General features: G+C 43.3%; 15 protein-coding genes. 2 read left to right on the top strand and 13 right to left on the bottom strand.

All coding sequences use genetic code 11. The annotated features are described in order from the left end of the window. Positions 1-513: 513 nt before the first annotated feature. The 11 genes from der to SM123_RS02905 form a co-directional block, all read right to left on the bottom strand. On the bottom strand, positions 514-1,824 hold the full coding sequence (gene der, locus SM123_RS02955; protein ID WP_031575509.1) for a ribosome biogenesis GTPase Der: 1,311 nt from the start codon (positions 1,822-1,824) through the stop codon (positions 514-516). Positions 1,825-1,881: 57 nt separating this feature from the next. Beyond that, complete coding sequence (locus SM123_RS02950) at positions 1,882-2,595, bottom strand: nitroreductase family protein (protein WP_049492441.1); 714 nt, start codon at positions 2,593-2,595, stop codon at positions 1,882-1,884. Beyond that, complete coding sequence (gene dnaI / locus SM123_RS02945) at positions 2,592-3,491, bottom strand: primosomal protein DnaI (RefSeq protein ID WP_003008404.1); 900 nt, start codon at positions 3,489-3,491, stop codon at positions 2,592-2,594. Before dnaI ends, SM123_RS02950 begins: the two co-directional genes overlap by 4 nt. Then, positions 3,492-4,670 (bottom strand): replication initiation and membrane attachment family protein, encoded by a 1,179-nt coding sequence (locus tag SM123_RS02940; RefSeq protein ID WP_049492437.1) that lies wholly within the window; start codon positions 4,668-4,670, stop codon positions 3,492-3,494. It lies immediately after the preceding gene. Beyond that, the gene (gene nrdR, locus SM123_RS02935; protein ID WP_003005476.1) at positions 4,671-5,144 is read right to left on the bottom strand and encodes a transcriptional regulator NrdR; all 474 of its coding nucleotides are present in this window, start codon (positions 5,142-5,144) and stop codon (positions 4,671-4,673) included. A 164-nt stretch (positions 5,145-5,308) separates the two neighbouring features. Further along, entirely contained in the window at positions 5,309-6,121 is an 813-nt protein-coding gene (locus SM123_RS02930) for an endonuclease/exonuclease/phosphatase family protein (protein ID WP_049492433.1), read from the bottom strand. Positions 6,122-6,206: 85 nt separating this feature from the next. Continuing rightward, positions 6,207-8,402, bottom strand: a complete 2,196-nt coding sequence (locus SM123_RS02925; protein WP_118095474.1) for a PTS transporter subunit IIBC — start codon at positions 8,400-8,402, stop codon at positions 6,207-6,209. Between the two features lie 233 nt (positions 8,403-8,635). Next, entirely contained in the window at positions 8,636-9,334 is a 699-nt protein-coding gene (locus tag SM123_RS02920; RefSeq protein ID WP_049492430.1) for a response regulator transcription factor, read from the bottom strand. A 9-nt stretch (positions 9,335-9,343) separates the two neighbouring features. After that, positions 9,344-10,768 (bottom strand): NADP-dependent phosphogluconate dehydrogenase, encoded by a 1,425-nt coding sequence (gene gndA / locus SM123_RS02915; RefSeq protein WP_320909795.1) that lies wholly within the window; start codon positions 10,766-10,768, stop codon positions 9,344-9,346. A gap of 169 nt (positions 10,769-10,937) precedes the next feature. Beyond that, complete coding sequence (locus SM123_RS02910) at positions 10,938-12,416, bottom strand: flotillin family protein (RefSeq protein ID WP_003005145.1); 1,479 nt, start codon at positions 12,414-12,416, stop codon at positions 10,938-10,940. A gap of 123 nt (positions 12,417-12,539) precedes the next feature. Then, entirely contained in the window at positions 12,540-13,079 is a 540-nt protein-coding gene (locus tag SM123_RS02905; protein WP_003005275.1) for a YceD family protein, read from the bottom strand. 197 nt (positions 13,080-13,276) lie between these two features. Here SM123_RS02905 and SM123_RS02900 point away from each other — a divergent pair, with 197 nt between their 5' ends. Both SM123_RS02900 and SM123_RS02895 read left to right on the top strand, forming a co-directional pair. Then, positions 13,277-14,137: a helix-turn-helix domain-containing protein gene (locus tag SM123_RS02900; protein WP_320909794.1), complete on the top strand. Its 861-nt coding sequence runs from the start codon at positions 13,277-13,279 to the stop codon at positions 14,135-14,137. A 283-nt stretch (positions 14,138-14,420) separates the two neighbouring features. After that, positions 14,421-15,638, top strand: coding sequence for an MFS transporter (locus tag SM123_RS02895; RefSeq protein ID WP_049492423.1), 1,218 nt, complete (start codon positions 14,421-14,423; stop codon positions 15,636-15,638). Between the two features lie 29 nt (positions 15,639-15,667). On the opposite strand, the gene htpX is transcribed toward SM123_RS02895, so the two are convergent. Both htpX and SM123_RS02885 read right to left on the bottom strand, forming a co-directional pair. Further along, entirely contained in the window at positions 15,668-16,564 is an 897-nt protein-coding gene (htpX, locus tag SM123_RS02890) for a zinc metalloprotease HtpX (RefSeq protein WP_118095475.1), read from the bottom strand. Position 16,565: 1 nt separating this feature from the next. After that, positions 16,566-17,126, bottom strand: coding sequence for a LemA family protein (locus SM123_RS02885; RefSeq protein WP_023918932.1), 561 nt, complete (start codon positions 17,124-17,126; stop codon positions 16,566-16,568).

The raw sequence follows: 17,126 nt of genomic DNA, 5'->3' as shown, positions 1-17,126 counted from the left end.
GAAAAAAACTGAGACAGTATTGTCCCAACTTTTCACCTGATTTCGTAATAGAGTTACCTCAATCAGCTATCCATGATTTTTCTCTTTTAACCGTCTGAGCGAACAATAGACAGAATAGATAAATAGAGAGGAGAAAGATCCCGATAGCCCACAGAAAAAGACAAAAAACACGACCTATTTTTTAATAAAATCCCCAACAATAGGATCAAGGGCTCCAAGCTTACGATCGAACCGAGAAACAAGAGATACAGATAGATTTTAAATAATAAGTACACAAACCTAAAGCTCTCATGATCTTCATGAGTTTACTCTACTCATCCTTAAAAAAGCATAAGGAATAAAGAATATCCGGACTATGAAACTACGCATCTGACTATTCTCCACTTCATTTTACCAGCTTATTAAAAAAAGCAACGCTTATGCGCTACTTTTAGTTGTTTTCATAGTTGGAAGAATGAGCATTTTATCATTTGAAATATCCTTCTCCACTTTGATCCATTTGTCTCGTATTCCCTACTTCCGTTTCCGCGCAATCAAATGGATTGGAGTTCCTTCAAAAACAAAGGCCTTGCGAATTTGGTTCTCCAAGAAACGAAGGTATGAGAAGTGCATCAGTTCTTCTTCGTTAACAAAGACCACAAAAGTTGGCGGCTTGGTTGCCACTTGTGTCGCATAGAAGATCTTGAGGCGTTTTCCTTTATCGGTCGGAGTTGGATTAATGGCAATGGCATCCATAATCACATCGTTCAAGACAGCTGAAGGAATCCGTGTATTTTGACTCTCACTGATCTGTTTGATCATCTCTGGCAACTTGTGCAAGCGTTGTTTGGTTAAGGCAGAGACAAAAACAATCGGCGCATAAGAAAGGTATTGGAATTGATCACGAATGTCATCTTCCCACTGCTTCATGGTATGGTTGTCTTTTTCAATAGTATCCCATTTGTTGACAACAATGATCATCCCTTTACCAGCTTCATGAGCAAAGCCAGCGATCCGCTTGTCATACTCCCGAATCCCTTCTTCGGCATTGATAACCATCAAAACCACATCTGAACGGTCGATGGCACGCATGGCACGCATGACAGAATATTTCTCAGTGTTTTCATAGATTTTACCAGATTTGCGCATACCGGCTGTATCGATCATGGTAAATTCTTGGCCATCTGCATCGGTAAAATGGGTATCGATGGCATCCCGTGTAGTTCCAGCAACAGGGCTTGCGATGACCCGGTCTTCTCCAAGGATCGCATTGATCAAGCTTGATTTCCCAACATTTGGGCGACCAATCAAGCTAAATTTGATGATATCTGGATTTTCTTCTTCTGTGTCATTCGGAAGATTTTCGATGATGGCATCGAGCACATCCCCAGTTCCGATCCCGTGGACAGAGGATACCGGTAGTGGCTCGCCCAGTCCTAAGGCATAAAAGTCATAGATATCATTGCGCATCTCTGGGTTATCCACCTTGTTGACTGCAAGAATCACCGGTTTATGGGTCTTATACAAGATACGAGTGACATATTCATCCGCATCCGTGATCCCTTCTTTTCCAGAAACAACAAAGACGATCACATCTGCTTCGTCCATGGCAATTTCTGCCTGATGCTTGATTTGCTCCATAAATGGGGCATCTACGTCATCAATTCCCCCCGTATCGATGATACTAAATTTTCGATTCAACCACTCAGCTGTTGCATAAATGCGGTCACGAGTGACTCCTTCTACATCCTCAACGATGGAAATCCGCTCACCGGCAATCCGGTTAAAGAGTGTAGATTTTCCGACATTGGGACGGCCTACAATCGCAATAGTTGGTAGGGCCATGATTTCCTCTTTTCTAATGAAAGGCGAGACCTCGGTTCAAGAACGCCTCTCTTCATTTCATAATAGTTTGTGTTTTTCTAGTAGTTTTTTGGTCTCTTCTTGTTCAGGTTGACCAAATTGAGCTGCAAGGCGCTCGCTCCAGCTGTCTGTTGCACGCGCTCCAGCATAATCTGCCTGAACCTTGTCATAGGCAGTCACAACTGATGGGTCTTGTTCTTGGTATTCTTCTTCAAAAGCAACCTGCTCCAATGGCAAACGTGGTTTCACTGCATGCTGCTGATTAGGTACTCCGAGAGCAATCCCAAAAACAGGATAGGTATAGTCTGGCAGACGGAAGAGTTCTGCGACTTCTTCTGAACAGTAGCGCAACATGCCGATAATCACTCCACCATAGCCGAGACTTTCAGCTGCCAATAGCGTATTTTGAGCTGCTAGAGCCGCATCCACTGAGGTGATCAGTAAGTTGTCCACCCCTTCAGGATGGAAATCCTGCTCATGAAGTTTGACAGCTTTTCCAGCGCGGTTTAAATCCCCAACAAAGAGGAGAAAGACGGCTGATTGGCGAATCGCTTCTTGAGGAAGAAAGTCGTAAAGAGCTTCTTTCTTTTCCTTGCTTTTGACCACAATCACAGAATAAGACTGAAAGTTTTTCCAACTTGATGCCATCTGCCCAGCTGATAAAATTTCCTTGAGGTCAGCTTCTTTGATGGCTTCTTCCTTAAAACGGCGAACAGAAAAATGAGATTTCATTAAACGGATGGTTTCATTCATCGGCGATTGACTCCTTCCAGATGGATTTCCTTGGCTAAAAATTTCACGCGCTCCATGACCCGTTTGGCCTGCCAGGTTTCATCTCCATTACGCGAAGCTGCAAAATGACGTTCCAACTCTTCAAAATTAAAGTTAGAAGTAAAGAAGGTTGGGAGATTTTCCTGCATTCGGTGCTGCAAAATCACTTGTAAGATTTCATCTCGCACCCAGGCTGACATCTGTTCCGCACCTATATCATCGAGAATTAAAATTTCGGCTTTTTTCACCTGATCGACGGTTTCTTTGACCAAGCCTGAACTGATGGCATTTTTAACATCGATAGCAAAACTTGGAAAATGAAGTAGGGTAGTAGAGGCCTGGCGTTTTTCGGATAAATCATGAGCCAAGGCTGCCATCATGTAGCTCTTTCCTACTCCGAAATCACCATAGAGGTAGATCCCCTTTTGATATTCAGGATAGTTGGCCACAAAATTAGCTAATTCTTCAAAGGCCTCAAATCGCCCCTTATCATCGAGTTCCACCTTGGCTAGACTCGCTTCTTTCAAGGTTGAAGGGAGATTGATCAAGTTGAGACGTTGGTTGATCGCAGCTCGTTTTTGGGCTTCGATTAACTCTGGCGTTTCCTCATAAGCGACATCCGCATAGCCTTCATTCATGGTGAGGATGGGCTTATAACCTTTGGCAATATAATCCGGATCTCCCAATAAGAAACGGTTGCGTTCACTAATGTATTGATTAAATTTTGAAATACTCCGTCGAATTTCTTGTTCAGACAAAGACTGGTCCTTGATAAAGGCAGCCACTTCTTGGTCTGCCAAGATCTGTGCGACCAAATCCTCATAGTTAAATTGACGCGCACGGTTCATGTGAGACATGGTTTGACCTACACTTTCCATCTACTCACCTCCTTGATTCAGTTTTTCTAATAGGCGTTGTTTCTCTTTAGCAAGATCCACCTTTTCTGCTTGACTGGTTTGATTTTGATAGTTTGGTTGGCTCCACTTGGGAACATTGCTGTTCTTGCCCTTGGCTGATGTAGGACTCGTCCCCTTGTTTCCTTGAGCTTTAGCTTGTTCCTGGCGTTCTCGAACTTTTAAAATCGCTAGTTCTGCACTGTTGACCCCTTGATAAGAAAAATCATTTCCCACCTTCAAAGCATACTTTTCATTGAGATTAGCAGACTGGGTCTTGTTAAAGGTCAACAACAAGATAATATTGATCACCTCGTCTAGTAAGCCTAGATCAGCTAACTTGGATAATGTCTTGCGTTCGCTCTGCGTAATGGTCGCATTGCGCGCCTTCTTAATCTCTGCTAGAAATTGTAGGCTGGATTTTGCCTTAGCTTCCCTCAGAATGGTTTCTTCCTGACGGCTATAGGACATGCGTGGTTGCTCTTGGCTCGCCTGAGCCAACTTTTGCTTCATTCTCTTTGGAGAGACAATCCGGTCTACAGCTGTTTCTTTCGCTAAAAGATAAGTTTCATACCAGGTCCATTGTTGCTCTTCTGCGATGGCAAAGAGGGCTAGGGTTGCTTCTCCTTCATCCACAAAACGAAGTCCATCACGCCCCATCATTCGCTTAAACATCTCCATATCAAACTGCTGTTTCTTACTTGGAAGAACAGTCACCTCCCCAGCATCTAGTCCAAAGACTTGCGAGAAGGAAACTTGCCGTCTAGTCCCTAAAGAGCGTGCTGGGAGCAGATCCTCCACGGCCTTTTCCCCAATCTTTTTTTCAAGCAAGCGTTTGAAAACAGCATTCGAAAAAAATTGTTCTGAGGCAAGAGGAGCATGTAACTGGATGGTGATCCCAACTTCTTCCTCATAGAGATCGATCAACCCCATAGCAATTAAGCGATCAAAGGCGAGTAGCAACTGTGGAAATCCTATATTTAAGTGATTGAGGATTTGAGCAAGTAAATATTGTTTTTCACCCTGATCATAAGAGGCGAGCAGATAACGATAAACTGCTACTGTTTCCGTCTCCAAAATAGGCAGGTAATACTGCTCCAATGCAGCCCCTGCCGGTGGAAGAAGATTATTTTTTAAAAATGCGAAAGGCGTATTGGGCTTCATCTATTTTTCCTTTTTCTTCTTGGTTCCCTTCGTAATTTGTTTCAAGAGGGTCTCTAACTCACCGACATCCTTGAAACTCCGGTAAACACTAGCAAAACGGACATAGGTGATCTCATCTAGATCTGCTAACTCATCCATGACCAACGAACCAATATATTCACTGTTGATTTCATTATCACTTTGGCTGCGAACCTTTTGCTCGATCCGGTTTACAATTTCTTCGATTTCGTCACTAGAAACAGGCCGTTTTTGAGCTGAGCGGATAATACCATTAAAGATTTTATCACGAGAAAATTGCTCGCGTGTCCCATCCTTTTTGACGACCACTAGAGTCCGCTCTTCCACTCGTTCGTAGGTAGTAAAGCGATAATGGCACTCTTCGCATTCCCTGCGACGACGGATGGTATTCCCATCTTCAGCTTGTCGACTATCCACCACACTAGACTTACTTCCACCACATTTTGGACAACGCATTTGCTACCTCCTTAAACTGTTTTAACACTTCATTTTACCATAAATTGAATCGTAAAGAAAGCAGAAGAACAGGAGAATCCCCTATGCTTGCTCCTCATTGATCCATAAAAAAGAGTCGAAGGACGATTGAATAAAATCGTTTTCCTTTCGACTCTCCATTTATATTAAAGTGATAATTCGGCTTCTAAGCCATAGTGATCACTGACATGGGGTTTGTTTTGATCATCAAAAATGACATGTAGACGCTGGATGTCCCATTCTGGACTTGCAAAGACGTAATCGATTCGCAATGGAACTTGATTATCCGTCCAGCCATCGATTCCAGGACCTACAGTATAAGTCCCCTTTGTTTCTTTAGCTTCGATAAAGCTGTCTTGAAGCTTAAGGGAACTGGATAGAATCGTCTCATACCCTTCTTGACCGGCAGGATTATTGAAATCACCAGCTAGAATAAAGGGTTTGCCTACTTGGCTGAAGTAGTTCTCAATGCGTGGCCACTCAAATTGGAAACCTTTGTCCCACCAAGAAAGATGGACGCTGGCAACAGCAATCTCTTTGCCATCTACACTTGTATGGGCAACGGCTACTCGACGAGTATGGTAGTCCGTTGGATCATCCATATTGGATACCAAAATCTCATCCGCCTTCAAGGGTTGACGCGAAAGAACGGCCACACCCTCATTGAGGTGATCATAGCCAATATGGTTATAAGCCCAAGTCCAATAATAGTGGAGTCCTTGAGCAGCTAACTCTTCTACCAATACGCGAACAAAGTGATCTTTGTGAATGGCTACAGATGATGGCAAGGCTTGATAATACTCATCTGTTTCGACTGCTTCTGAGCCCATTTCTTGATTGACCTCTTGGAAACAGATCACATCATATTGCGCTTCCAAAATTTGTTCCTTGAGGGTTTCAAATTTTTGCTGAGCATTCTCTTCCATCCAACTATGGGAATTTAATGTTAAAAATTTCATCCCCTGATTTCTCCTTCTCTCCAAATCAAGAAACGGCAAGAGGCCGGGTGCACTGCCCCAACCTCATTTTCTTTGCCGATGTCTTTTATAATTCTACTGTTGCAACTGGCGCATTTGCTGCCAATTTACCAGTATGTTCGACCTTAACGGATTTAATCGCATCTGCATTTGTGAAGACAACAATTGTTGAAGTTTCACGACCAGCTTCACGGATCGCATCAAGGTCTGCTTCTACCAAGAGGTCTCCAGCAGCCACTGTTTGACCTTCAGAAACTTTAACCTCAAATGGTTTTCCTTCAAGACTAACAGTATCTAGACCGATGTGAACCAAGACTTCCAAACCATTATCTGTTACCAAACCAAGGGCATGTTTGGTTGGGAAGACGCTAGTAACTTTACCAGCAACTGGTGAAACGATGTGGCCATTTTCAGGCTCAACCGCAAATCCGTCACCCATCATTTTTTGTGAGAATACAGGATCTTTCACATCTTCGATGTTGATCACTTCACCATCTGCAACGGAATGCACTTCATCAGTTACCCCTTTAAAGGTTGCTTCAGCTTTTTGAACTGCTGTCATTTGGCTAGGAAGTGTTTCAGGAATAACTTCACCTGAATCAAGAACGTCTTGGATATCAGATTTCAATACGTCAGCTTTAGGTCCGTAGATCGCTTGGACCCCTTGTCCTTTCATGACAAGACCCATAGCGCCTTCAGCTTTCCATTGTTCTTCTGTTCCTACTTTTTCAGCATCCTTAACGGTTACACGAAGACGAGTCATACATGCGTCAACGTCGACGATGTTAGCACGTCCACCAAGAAGGTTGATAATGTTAATGACTTGTGAGCTTGCTGAGCTTGTAGCAGCACCTGCTGCTGCACCATCTCCTGCAGGGGCATCATCATTTTGTTCATAGTTACCGTTACGTCCTGGAGTTGCATAATTGAATTTCTTAATCATGAAGTTAGCAATGAAGTACATGATAAAGGCAAAGAGGACTGTTACCCATACAAAGTTAAAGATATCTAATGCCAAACCAGCGTTGATGGCCATTGGGGTACGTGTCAAGAACTCGATTGAACCGAATGAGTGGACACGAAGGTGAACCAAGTCAGCCATTGCAAAGGCAGCACCTTGAACAAAGGCGTAGATCAAGTACAATGGTGTTGCAATGAACATGAACATGTATTCAATTGGTTCTGTAACACCTGTCAAGAATGTAGCAAGGGCAGTTGCAAAAAGCATCCCTTTGTATTTTTCTTTCTTATCTGGGTCCACATTGCGATAGATAGCAACTACAACCCCCATCAAGATACCAAATGATCCAATCATTTGACCAACTTTGAAACGAGCTGGTGTGTACGCATGAAGCAAGTGTTGGTATTGGCTAGGATCTGCCTTCTTCAAGTTAACAAGGTCTGTTACCCAAGCTAACCAAAGTGGATCTTGTCCAAATACAGTTGTTCCTTTGGCAGCACCTGTAAGAACTTGGTAGCTACCACCCAATTGAGTATAGTTGATTGGAATGGTCAACATGTGGTGAAGACCAAACGGCAAGAGAAGACGTTCCAAGGTACCAAACAAGAATGGTGCCAATACTGGAGCTGTTGATTGTGAGTTGGCGATCCAGACACCGAATCCATTAATTCCTGATTGAACCACTGGCCACAAGGCTGCCAAAACCAAGGCTGTAAGAGCTGAACGAACGATAACAACGAATGGGACAAAGCGCTTCCCGTTAAAGAAAGAAAGGGCTTCTGGAAGTTTACGGTAGTTATAGTATTTATTGAAAGCAGTTGCTCCAACAAAACCTGAGATAATCCCTACAAACACCCCCATATTAAGTGCCGGTGCCTCAAGGACACTAATGAAGTAGTCTGCAACTTTAATTGATCCACCTAAGATCGTATGAACGGTAGCATCCTTATCAGCCAACATTGCAGATGTAACTCCAAAAACTGCACCGGTAATACGGTTAATCAAGATGAAAGAGAGACCAGCCGCAAAGGCACCCCCAGCACGCTCTTTGGCCCAGCTACCACCGATAGCGAGTGCAAAGAGGATGTGAAGGTTACCGATAACCCCCCAACCGATTTGTTCGAGAATCCCACCTGTAATAACAAGTGGAGATAAATTCGGGTTGATCATAGGGATTGATTTCCCGATTGAAATCATCAACCCAGCAGCTGGCATGACAGCGATAACGACCATCAAGGCCTTACCAAACTTCTGCCAGAATTCAAAGCTAAATAAACTTTTGAATGATCCTTTATTCATCATTCAACCTCCTTATATTGTTTAAGGCTTTTGTTTTTAAGAAAACGTTTGCGCTTAATTTGTTTCTAGTATACCACATTTTAAAAATTTGTAAAGCCTTACATTCATTTTTTTCTCTAAATTTTATCTTTTTTTATCTTTTTTTAGCCAAATCCTTTTTTAAACCCATCCTTTCCAAACGCAAACGTTTCCCTTGAGTCATAAAAATATTCGAACCCTCTAAGGGTTCGAATATTTTATTCTAATGTGTCTTGCATGGCATAGCCAATCCCACGAACGGTCTTAATATAGCTTTTTTGACCGGGTAGATCAATTTTCCCACGGAGATAACGGATATAGACGTCCACAATATTAGTCTCACCTGTACTCTCGTACTTCCAGACACTTTCCAACAACTGATCTCGTGTCACCACCCCTTTGCTTCCCATCAGAGTCGCTAAGAGATCATACTCTCTGCGGGTTAAACTAATCATGTCTTTCCCACGATAGACGGTATGGTGTTCCACATCAATGCGCAAATTGCGGTATGATGTTGGGATTTTCATCTGGCTACAATGTTGGTCAATATAATCACGTCCTCTAAAAATGGCTGTGATCTTATCTACCAAATCGCTGATAATAAAGGGTTTAACCATATAGGAAACGGCAAAGCGCTGAATACTCTCTTTGTGCTCAGCAATTTTTTCGCGGCTATCCAAAACAATCAAAACAGAAGCTGGGCGAATCCGACTGATTTCCTCTGCGAATGTTTCACCAGACATATCTGACAAATCGTAATTAAACAAGATCAGATCATATTTGGTCGCAGCAATCAAAGCCAGACCCGCTTTTCCATCCTCGACCACATCAACTTGGTACCCTTCTTTTTGAAGTTCCAAATCAATGAAGCGAGCGATTTGCTTCTCATTTTCTACTAGTAGAACTCGTTTGACCATAGAGCAAGATTATTTTTCGTCGTACCAAGAATAGTGGAAGGTACCTTCTTTGTCTTTACGTTGGTAAGTGTGAGCACCAAAGTAGTCACGTTGTGCTTGGATCAAGTTTGCTGGAAGATCCTCTGAACGGTAGCTATCAAAGTAAGTGATGGCTGCTGAGAAGGTTGGTACGGGTACACCAGCTTGAACAGCAAGAGCTACGATATCCCGAACTGATTGTTGGTACTTAGCAGTAACATCTAAGAAGTACTCATCCAATAGAAGGTTAGCAAGATCTGCATCGCGGTTGTAAGCATCTGTGATCTTTTGCAAGAAACGAGAACGGATGATACATCCATCGCGCCAGATAGATGCGATGTCCGCAAACGGCAAGTTCCAGTTGTTTTCTTTAGAAGCAACACGCAATTGCGCAAAACCTTGTGCGTAAGAGATGATTTTTGAGAAGTAAAGGGCTTGACGAATTTTTTCGATCAACTCAGCCTTGTCTCCTTCAAATTTGAATGCAGCTGGTTTTGGAAGAACCTTGCTAGCGTGTACACGTTCTTCTTTGTAGGCAGAGATGTAACGGGCAAATACTGACTCAGTGATGAGTGACAATGGCACACCAAGGTCAAGCGCTGATTGGCTAGTCCATTTACCAGTTCCTTTGTTTCCTGCAGCGTCCAAGATGTAGTCTACGATTGGTCCATCTTGACCTTCGTCGTCTTTGCGTTTCAAGATATCAGCAGTGATTTCGATCAAGTAGCTGTCCAATTCACCCTTGTTCCATTCAGTGAAGATTTCAGCCATGTCTTCTGCAGAAAGACCAAGCAAGTGTTGCATGAGGTCATAGCTTTCTGCGATCAATTGCATATCCCCGTACTCGATACCGTTGTGGACCATTTTCACGTAGTGACCAGCTCCATCAGGACCGATGTAAGTCACACATGGTTTTCCATCTTCAGGCGCTTTTGCAGAGATTTCTTCAAGAACGTCAGCTACCAAGTCATACGCTTCTTTTTGTCCACCAGGCATGATTGAAGGACCTTCAAGGGCGCCTTTTTCCCCACCAGATACACCAGTACCAATAAAGTTGATCCCTGAATTCGCCAACTCTTCGTTACGACGGATAGTATCTTTATAGAAAGTGTTTCCTCCGTCGATCAAGATGTCACCTTTGTCCAAGTGTGGAAGAAGGGCTTGGATAGTTGCGTCTGTACCAGGTCCTGCTTGAACCATGAGCATGATACGACGTGGTTTTTCGATAGAGTTTACGAAGCTTTCGATATCATAGCTTGGCACAAAGTTTTTATCAGGATGGCAAGCAATCACATCTTCTGTTTTTTCTTTACTACGGTTAAAAATGGCAACTGTGTAGCCACGAGATTCGATATTAAGGGCAAGGTTACGACCCATTACGGCCATACCAACAACACCAAAGTTTGCTTTAGTCATGTGACACTCCTCTTTATAGTTTGCCTTTATTCTACCATTTTTCCTCCTCAAAAGAAAGCAGAAAATAGCTTCCCGCCTTCTCCAAGAGGGAGAAGATCATGCAAGTCATTTGATCTTAAAAACAAAAGTGCCCGAGAAACAGTTCTCAGACACTTCTTGATGAATGGCATTAATCTTCTTTAGAAGCTAACTCCTCTGCTTCAATGACCGGTTGTTCTCCTTCTTTGAGTTTATTGACCGTCATATTAACTCCAAGAGCTCCTGCTAGCAATTGACGAATATCAAATCCAGCTCCTTGAGAGACTTGGTCGATACTTTGCATAATATCGCCCACCATCTTAGAAGCATTGCCTTCCCCGTACATGGTGATCTTATCAACCTTGGTTAATGGTTCTGCGACAGCACGCGCAATTTCAGGCAACTTGTCAACGACCATTTCAGTAATGGCTGCTTCTTGCATTTTCTTCATTGCTTCGGCCTTTTGGTCTAAACCTTTGGCTTCGGCTTCCAGTTTCAAGCGAATGGCTTCAGCCTCGGCACGACCTTTAGCCTCAATAGCTTCGGCCTCTTGCAATTGGGCAAATTTCTCAGCTTCGGCTTGAGCTTTTCGAGCTTCGGCTTCTTTTTGTGTTTCGAAGAGTTCTGCTTCCGCCTTGCGTTGGCGTTCAATCAATTCTGCTTCTGCAGCTTGTTGACGCGCATATTTTTCAGCTTCAGCTTGTTTGCGGATGTTGGCATCCAATTCTTGCTCACGAACCTTAACTTCGCGCTCTTTGACTTCCGCTTCTTTTTCCTGTTTCATGATATTGGCTTCGGCTGCCACGCGCTCTTGTTCACGACGTTGCACTTCTGCCTCAATCCCTTTAGCGGCATCTGCTTTTGCTTGGGCAATATCTGCTTCTTGCTTGAGGGCTGCTTGTTTGAGTTTTAATTCGTTTTGTTTTTGCGCGATTTCAAGATCGGCAGCGACGCGTTTGTCGTTGGCCAATTTATCTTGTTCTGCTTCGACTTCCTTGCGTTCGCGTTCTGCTTTGGCTTTGGCAATCAAGGCATCTTTCTTAATGGTTTCAACATTTTCAATCCCGAGGTTATCGATGACTCCCCCTTCATCAGAGAAGGATTGAACCGTAAAGGCGATGACTTCTAGACCCATTTTAGCCAAGTCTGGTGCTACGTTATCTTGCACTTTTGAGGCAAACTCTTGACGGTCATTGACCATCTTACGGAGCTCCATCTGACCGATCACTTCCCGCAGGTTTCCTTCCAAGACATCTTGGACAGAGTTGGAAATATCTGTCGTATTCCAGTTCAAGAAGTTTTCTGCAGCCCGGGCAATCATTTCATCGGTTGTACCAATTTTTAATTTAACAGCTGCATCGGCACGGACGTTAATGAAGTCCAATGTTGGGACTGCTTCTGACGTCCGAACATCTGTCGAGAATTGCTCAATATCAAGATAAGAGCGTTGTTCGACAAAGGGAATCATAAAGCCAGCTTTCCCACGCAAGTGACGTTGCTTCCGAAGACCGGTAATGACCACGACTTCGTTGGGTTTAGCGTTCACATAACCTTTAACAAGCAAAATCAAAATAATAACTGCGACTATTAGGCCGGTAATCAACCAACCTGGAATAAATAAAGTATCCATACTTTTTCTCCTTTTTAGAGGTCTCCCCTCTGTTGTTTATTAATCCTAGTATATCAAAAGAAGGCCTTTCCTCAAAGAAAAGACCTGTATTTATGTCTAAATTTATCAAATGCAATCTCTAGCTTATTCTTCGTCAAACAAGCCATTTAGACCGGCGAAAGGACTGTTTTCTTCTTTCTTAATCGCTTGAGCGGCTTGGTATTCTTCTTCGGATAGGATTTTCCAATCATTGCCTTCGATAAAACCTTGTCCAGCCTCTTCTTCTGGAGTGAGAACCTTGAGAGGAATATTGAGCAGAATATTATCCGCTACACTCTCACTCAGGTCAATCTTCCCACCTTCGATTGGAAGGATCAAGTCTTCCTCTAGGGCCTCGATATCTGCGTCAGACTGTACATCCTCCGCAAACACCTCTGTTACAGGATAGCTCTCTTGAAGCTCAACAGGCTCCATGCTTCGGCTAGATGCCAAAACGATGGTATAGCTCAACTGGTAATCCAAGACATAGAGGCCTGTATCATAGGCTACTCGTCCTGTCGCTGTCACATTCTTTAAATCAAGAATTTCTGGATTACGCTTTTGCAATTCTTTGAGCAAATCCAACTCTTGATCAAAGGCTAGTCCTTCAGGATTTTTACGGATTTCTTGTGTAAATAGGTTCATTCTTTTGTCCTCAAATCTTCTAGATACTACTAGTATATCATGAAGCTGCCCCTCAACCAAGAAGTCTCCTCAAAAATTTGTTATAATCATGAAAAAAGATACAGTAACTAGGCCAATTGGTGTTGTACACAAGGTCCCACCATCTCTTGGACAAAAGAGGGTCACTGGCTAGGGCATTGTTAGATAGAGGAGAATTCATGAAAGAAATCGGAGCTGTTTTTCGGCAAATACGTGAAAGTCGTCACATCTCTTTAGAGGAAGCTACGGGTGGCGAATTTTCGCGCTCCATGTTATCTCGATTTGAAAGAGGGGAAAATGACCTGACGACCCAACGGTTTTTTCAGGCTTTGCAACAGATCAAAACGAGCCTCAGTGAGTTTTCCCATCTAGCTGGAATCGATCAGCACTCCTTTATTCCCAAATTGTTGAAAGAGCACTATGAAAACATGAGCTTGGAACACGATCAAGCCTTGTACCAAAGCTACCAGCTAGCCTACCAGAAACATCAGAAAAAAGAAGACTTCTTAGCCAGCATTATTCTCAAGGCCCAAATGCTTGGCAACTATCCTGAGGTAGAGTTGGCTGCTAGCCAAGAGGAACTAGATTTCCTCTATGACTACCTTTTCTCTGTCATGGTCTGGGGAAATTTTGAGTTAAGCCTATTTTCACTGACCTCTCCTCTTTTCTCTAGTCAGCTCTATCGACAATACACAGAGGAGTTGGTCCAACGGGAGGATTTCAAGCTTCTCCTAGATTCCTCTCGTCCTGCCATCAATTCTATTTTCCTTAATGGCTTTTTTCTCGCCATTAGTTCAAATGAATTTGAAGATGCATCTTTTTTTGACCACCTAATTAACGACCACTTTTACTCTGAGAACGAAGCCTACCTTCGGACGGTTTATCTCTACGCCAAAGGAGAATTTCTCTATCGAAAGGGAGGAAAAGAAATCGGTCTTGAAAAGATGGAACAGGCCATCCAGGTTCTCTCTATTCTGGATTGTAAGGACAGCGCCAACTACTACAAACAGGGCCTGCAAGAACTGATCAATAAATCCTAAAAACTCACAGATCTACTCTGTGAGTTTTTGTTGAAAATATGCAACATTAATTTTTTCTTGCTTTTTAGGTTTACAATAGGACTATCAAGTAAAGAAAGAAGGTTCTTCCCATGATGACCAAACTAAAAAACCACTTCCTCCGCTTTCTTCTCTCACATACCTGCGTTTATCTGAAGGATCAGGAACTAGCTCTCTCTGAAAAGGAGAAGTTGGATCTCTTCAAACAGATCTTTCGATCTATCAAACAAGTCATACCAACTGATCACGTGAAGGAGGAAGGCTTATGAAACTCTTAGTCCGTAATAAGATTTTTGCCTTACTTAGTCTTTCTCGCTTTTTGAATACCCTTGGTGCTGCCATCTACAATCTGGTCTTTGTGGTCTTTGCTGCCAGCATGCCACAACCGAGTCTGGCGGTTGGCATTGCCAATCTCATTGTATTTATTCCTAGCCTCTTTACCATTTTTGTCGGAATGAAGGCTGATCGCACGAAGAAAAAAGCTAACTGGTTGATCCGCATTGGCTATCTTCAAGCCAGCCTCTTCATCCTTATTGCTCTCATGACCAAGATTCCGGGTTACCTTGCCTTTTCGATTGTTTGCTTCTTAAACATTGTTTCAGATTGTTTGAGTGATTATCGCGGAGGTTTGCAACTCCCTATCATGAAAAAGAACATCCCCGACGAGGATTTGATGGAGGCCTATTCCTTCAACCAACTGCTTAGCATGGTCTGTTCGATTTCTGGACAAGCTCTAGGAGTTTGGCTGCTAGCTATCAGCCATCAAAATTTTGCTATGGTCGCTTCGATCAATGCCGTGACTTTTCTCCTGTCTTCCACTTGTCTCCTGATGAGAAAAAAGCAGCTGACACATGCTCCCGTCATTGAGCCCAAAAGTAAGAAATCTTTGGTACACGATTGCCAAGAGATGTACCAGAACGCAAAAAGTATTTTTGCAGATGAGGAGGTTCACCACTTTGGCAAGTTGCTCTTCTCATTGGTTCTCATCAATGCCCTAGGGGGATCCATCTCTGGTATCTACAATTTGCAACTGCTTCACTCCCCCTTCTTTCAGTTGAGTTTTAGCCAATCCCTCTTGATCTTAGAGGCTGTGACTATTTTAAGCATGGTCTGGGCTAGCTTGACACCCCATGACTATTTTTCCAAACAATCGCTCCATCATATCCTCCTGTGGATCGCAGGTGGGCTGACCATGCTTGGGCTCACAAATATCCTGGTACACTGGGACATTCTTTCTCTTCTACTCATCACTTTCCTTGGTTATCTTGTAGCAAAAATCAACCCAAAAGTTTCCAGTCTTTTAATGAGCAAATTGCCTGCTGAAAAATTAGCTTCTACCTCTAGCTTTTTGGGACTGATGGTCAGCTTTGCCATGCCACTTGGGACAGCTCTCTTTTCTAGTCTAGCTATCTGGAGCCTTCCCCTAGCTTGGGGGACCTTTGCCATGCTTGGTTTCACTACCCTCCTCTTAACAACCAAATAAAAAGTCCACCGTTTGGTGGATTTTTTTTTTTACATTTTTCTTAGGCGAGCCACCCGTTCAGCAATGGGTGGGTGGGTATAAAAGAGTTTTTGCAATCCGGATTCTTTTTTTGGATCGTTGATAAAAAGAGCACTGCTCGCATCATCGACATGTCGTTGCATTGGTTCGCTATTGTCTAGCTTTAACAAAGCATTTATCATTCCTTGAGGATTCCGTGTCAATTCAACACTTGAAGCGTCTGCTAGGAACTCCCGTTGACGAGAAATGGCTAACTGGACCAAGGTCGCTGCTAATGGTGCTAAAACGATGGCAAGCAAGGAAAGGATCAAAATTACAATCTCCAAACCACCGCTACCTTCTCGATCATCGTCCCGGCTACGACCACCGCCCCACCACATCATCCGGCCACCAATGCTAGAAAGCATGGTGATGGCACTGGCAAGGGCCACTGCAATCGTAGAGATGCGAATATCGTAATTGCGAATGTGGCTGACTTCATGTCCGATGACTCCCTCCAATTCCTCACGGTTCATCACAGCTAGAAGACCTGTCGTTGCTGCAACAGCAGCATTTTGAGGATTGGACCCTGTCGCAAATGCATTCATAGAAGGATCATCTACAATATAGACCCGAGGCATGGGGATCTGAGCTACCATAGCCATATCTTGTACAATATGGTAGAGCTGAGGGGCTTGCTCTTCCGTCACTTCACGCGCCCCATTCATCCGCATGACAACTTCCGTGGATTGGAAAATCATGCTAAAGGCATAAATCCCACCAATAATCAAAGCTAGGATGACGCCACCAAGGGAGGAGCCTAACCAGAGGTAACCAACGGCTGCTCCGATAAGAGCTAAGAGTATGAAAAAAGCAATAAGGAGAATCCAGGTTCTCCTTTTATTGCTTGCAATTTGGTCAAAGAGCATATTAGTCTCCTAATCCGCTAAAGTCCACCTTTGGTACTGCTTTTTCTTCTTCAGGCACTTGAAGAAATTCAGCTTGTCTGAAGCCGAACATTCCAGCAATTACGTTTGTTGGGAAAGTTTCCAACTTGACATTGTAATTGCTTGTGACACTATTGTACAATTGACGAGCATAAGAAATTTTGTTTTCTGTGTTGGTCAATTCTTCTTGCAATTGCATGAAGTTGGTGTTGGCTTTCAAGTCTGGGTAATTTTCAGCCACCGCAAAGATGCCTGCTACTTGGCGTGAAAGAGCATCACTGGCTGCCATTGCTTCTGCAGGTGAAGAAGCTTGCGCTACTTGTTGGCGAAGTTGAGTCACTTTTGCTAGTGTATCTCCTTCGTACTTGGCATAGCCTTTAACGGTTTCGATCAAGTTTGGAATCAAGTCATTCCGACGTTTCAATTGCACATCAATTTGACTCCATGCTTCACGAGTTTGCATCCGGCTTTTCACCAAACCGTTGTAAACTCCTACTACAATCAACACAAGGACCACAATGATCCCAAGAATAATCCAAATCAT

This window comes from Streptococcus sp. S5, assembly GCF_034134805.1.
Classification (GTDB): Bacteria; Bacillota; Bacilli; order Lactobacillales; family Streptococcaceae; genus Streptococcus; species Streptococcus lingualis.
The sequence above is the reverse complement of the archived record's forward strand: the minus strand, read 5'-3'. Positions and strand labels throughout refer to the sequence as shown.

Coding starts and splice junctions, on each gene's coding strand:
- SM123_RS02925 (WP_118095474.1), bottom strand. CDS start 8,402: ATGATGAATAAAGGATCATTCAAAAGTTTATTTAGCTTTGAATTCTGG.
- SM123_RS02930 (WP_049492433.1), bottom strand. CDS start 6,121: ATGAAATTTTTAACATTAAATTCCCATAGTTGGATGGAAGAGAATGCT.
- SM123_RS02905 (WP_003005275.1), bottom strand. CDS start 13,079: ATGAACCTATTTACACAAGAAATCCGTAAAAATCCTGAAGGACTAGCC.
- der (WP_031575509.1), bottom strand. CDS start 1,824: ATGGCCCTACCAACTATTGCGATTGTAGGCCGTCCCAATGTCGGAAAA.
- gndA (WP_320909795.1), bottom strand. CDS start 10,768: ATGACTAAAGCAAACTTTGGTGTTGTTGGTATGGCCGTAATGGGTCGT.
- SM123_RS02900 (WP_320909794.1), top strand. CDS start 13,277: ATGAAAGAAATCGGAGCTGTTTTTCGGCAAATACGTGAAAGTCGTCAC.
- SM123_RS02910 (WP_003005145.1), bottom strand. CDS start 12,416: ATGGATACTTTATTTATTCCAGGTTGGTTGATTACCGGCCTAATAGTC.
- htpX (WP_118095475.1), bottom strand. CDS start 16,564: ATGCTCTTTGACCAAATTGCAAGCAATAAAAGGAGAACCTGGATTCTC.
- SM123_RS02950 (WP_049492441.1), bottom strand. CDS start 2,595: ATGAATGAAACCATCCGTTTAATGAAATCTCATTTTTCTGTTCGCCGT.
- SM123_RS02885 (WP_023918932.1), bottom strand. CDS start 17,126: ATGATTTGGATTATTCTTGGGATCATTGTGGTCCTTGTGTTGATTGTA.
- SM123_RS02940 (WP_049492437.1), bottom strand. CDS start 4,670: ATGAAGCCCAATACGCCTTTCGCATTTTTAAAAAATAATCTTCTTCCA.
- dnaI (WP_003008404.1), bottom strand. CDS start 3,491: ATGGAAAGTGTAGGTCAAACCATGTCTCACATGAACCGTGCGCGTCAA.
- nrdR (WP_003005476.1), bottom strand. CDS start 5,144: ATGCGTTGTCCAAAATGTGGTGGAAGTAAGTCTAGTGTGGTGGATAGT.
- SM123_RS02895 (WP_049492423.1), top strand. CDS start 14,421: ATGAAACTCTTAGTCCGTAATAAGATTTTTGCCTTACTTAGTCTTTCT.
- SM123_RS02920 (WP_049492430.1), bottom strand. CDS start 9,334: ATGGTCAAACGAGTTCTACTAGTAGAAAATGAGAAGCAAATCGCTCGC.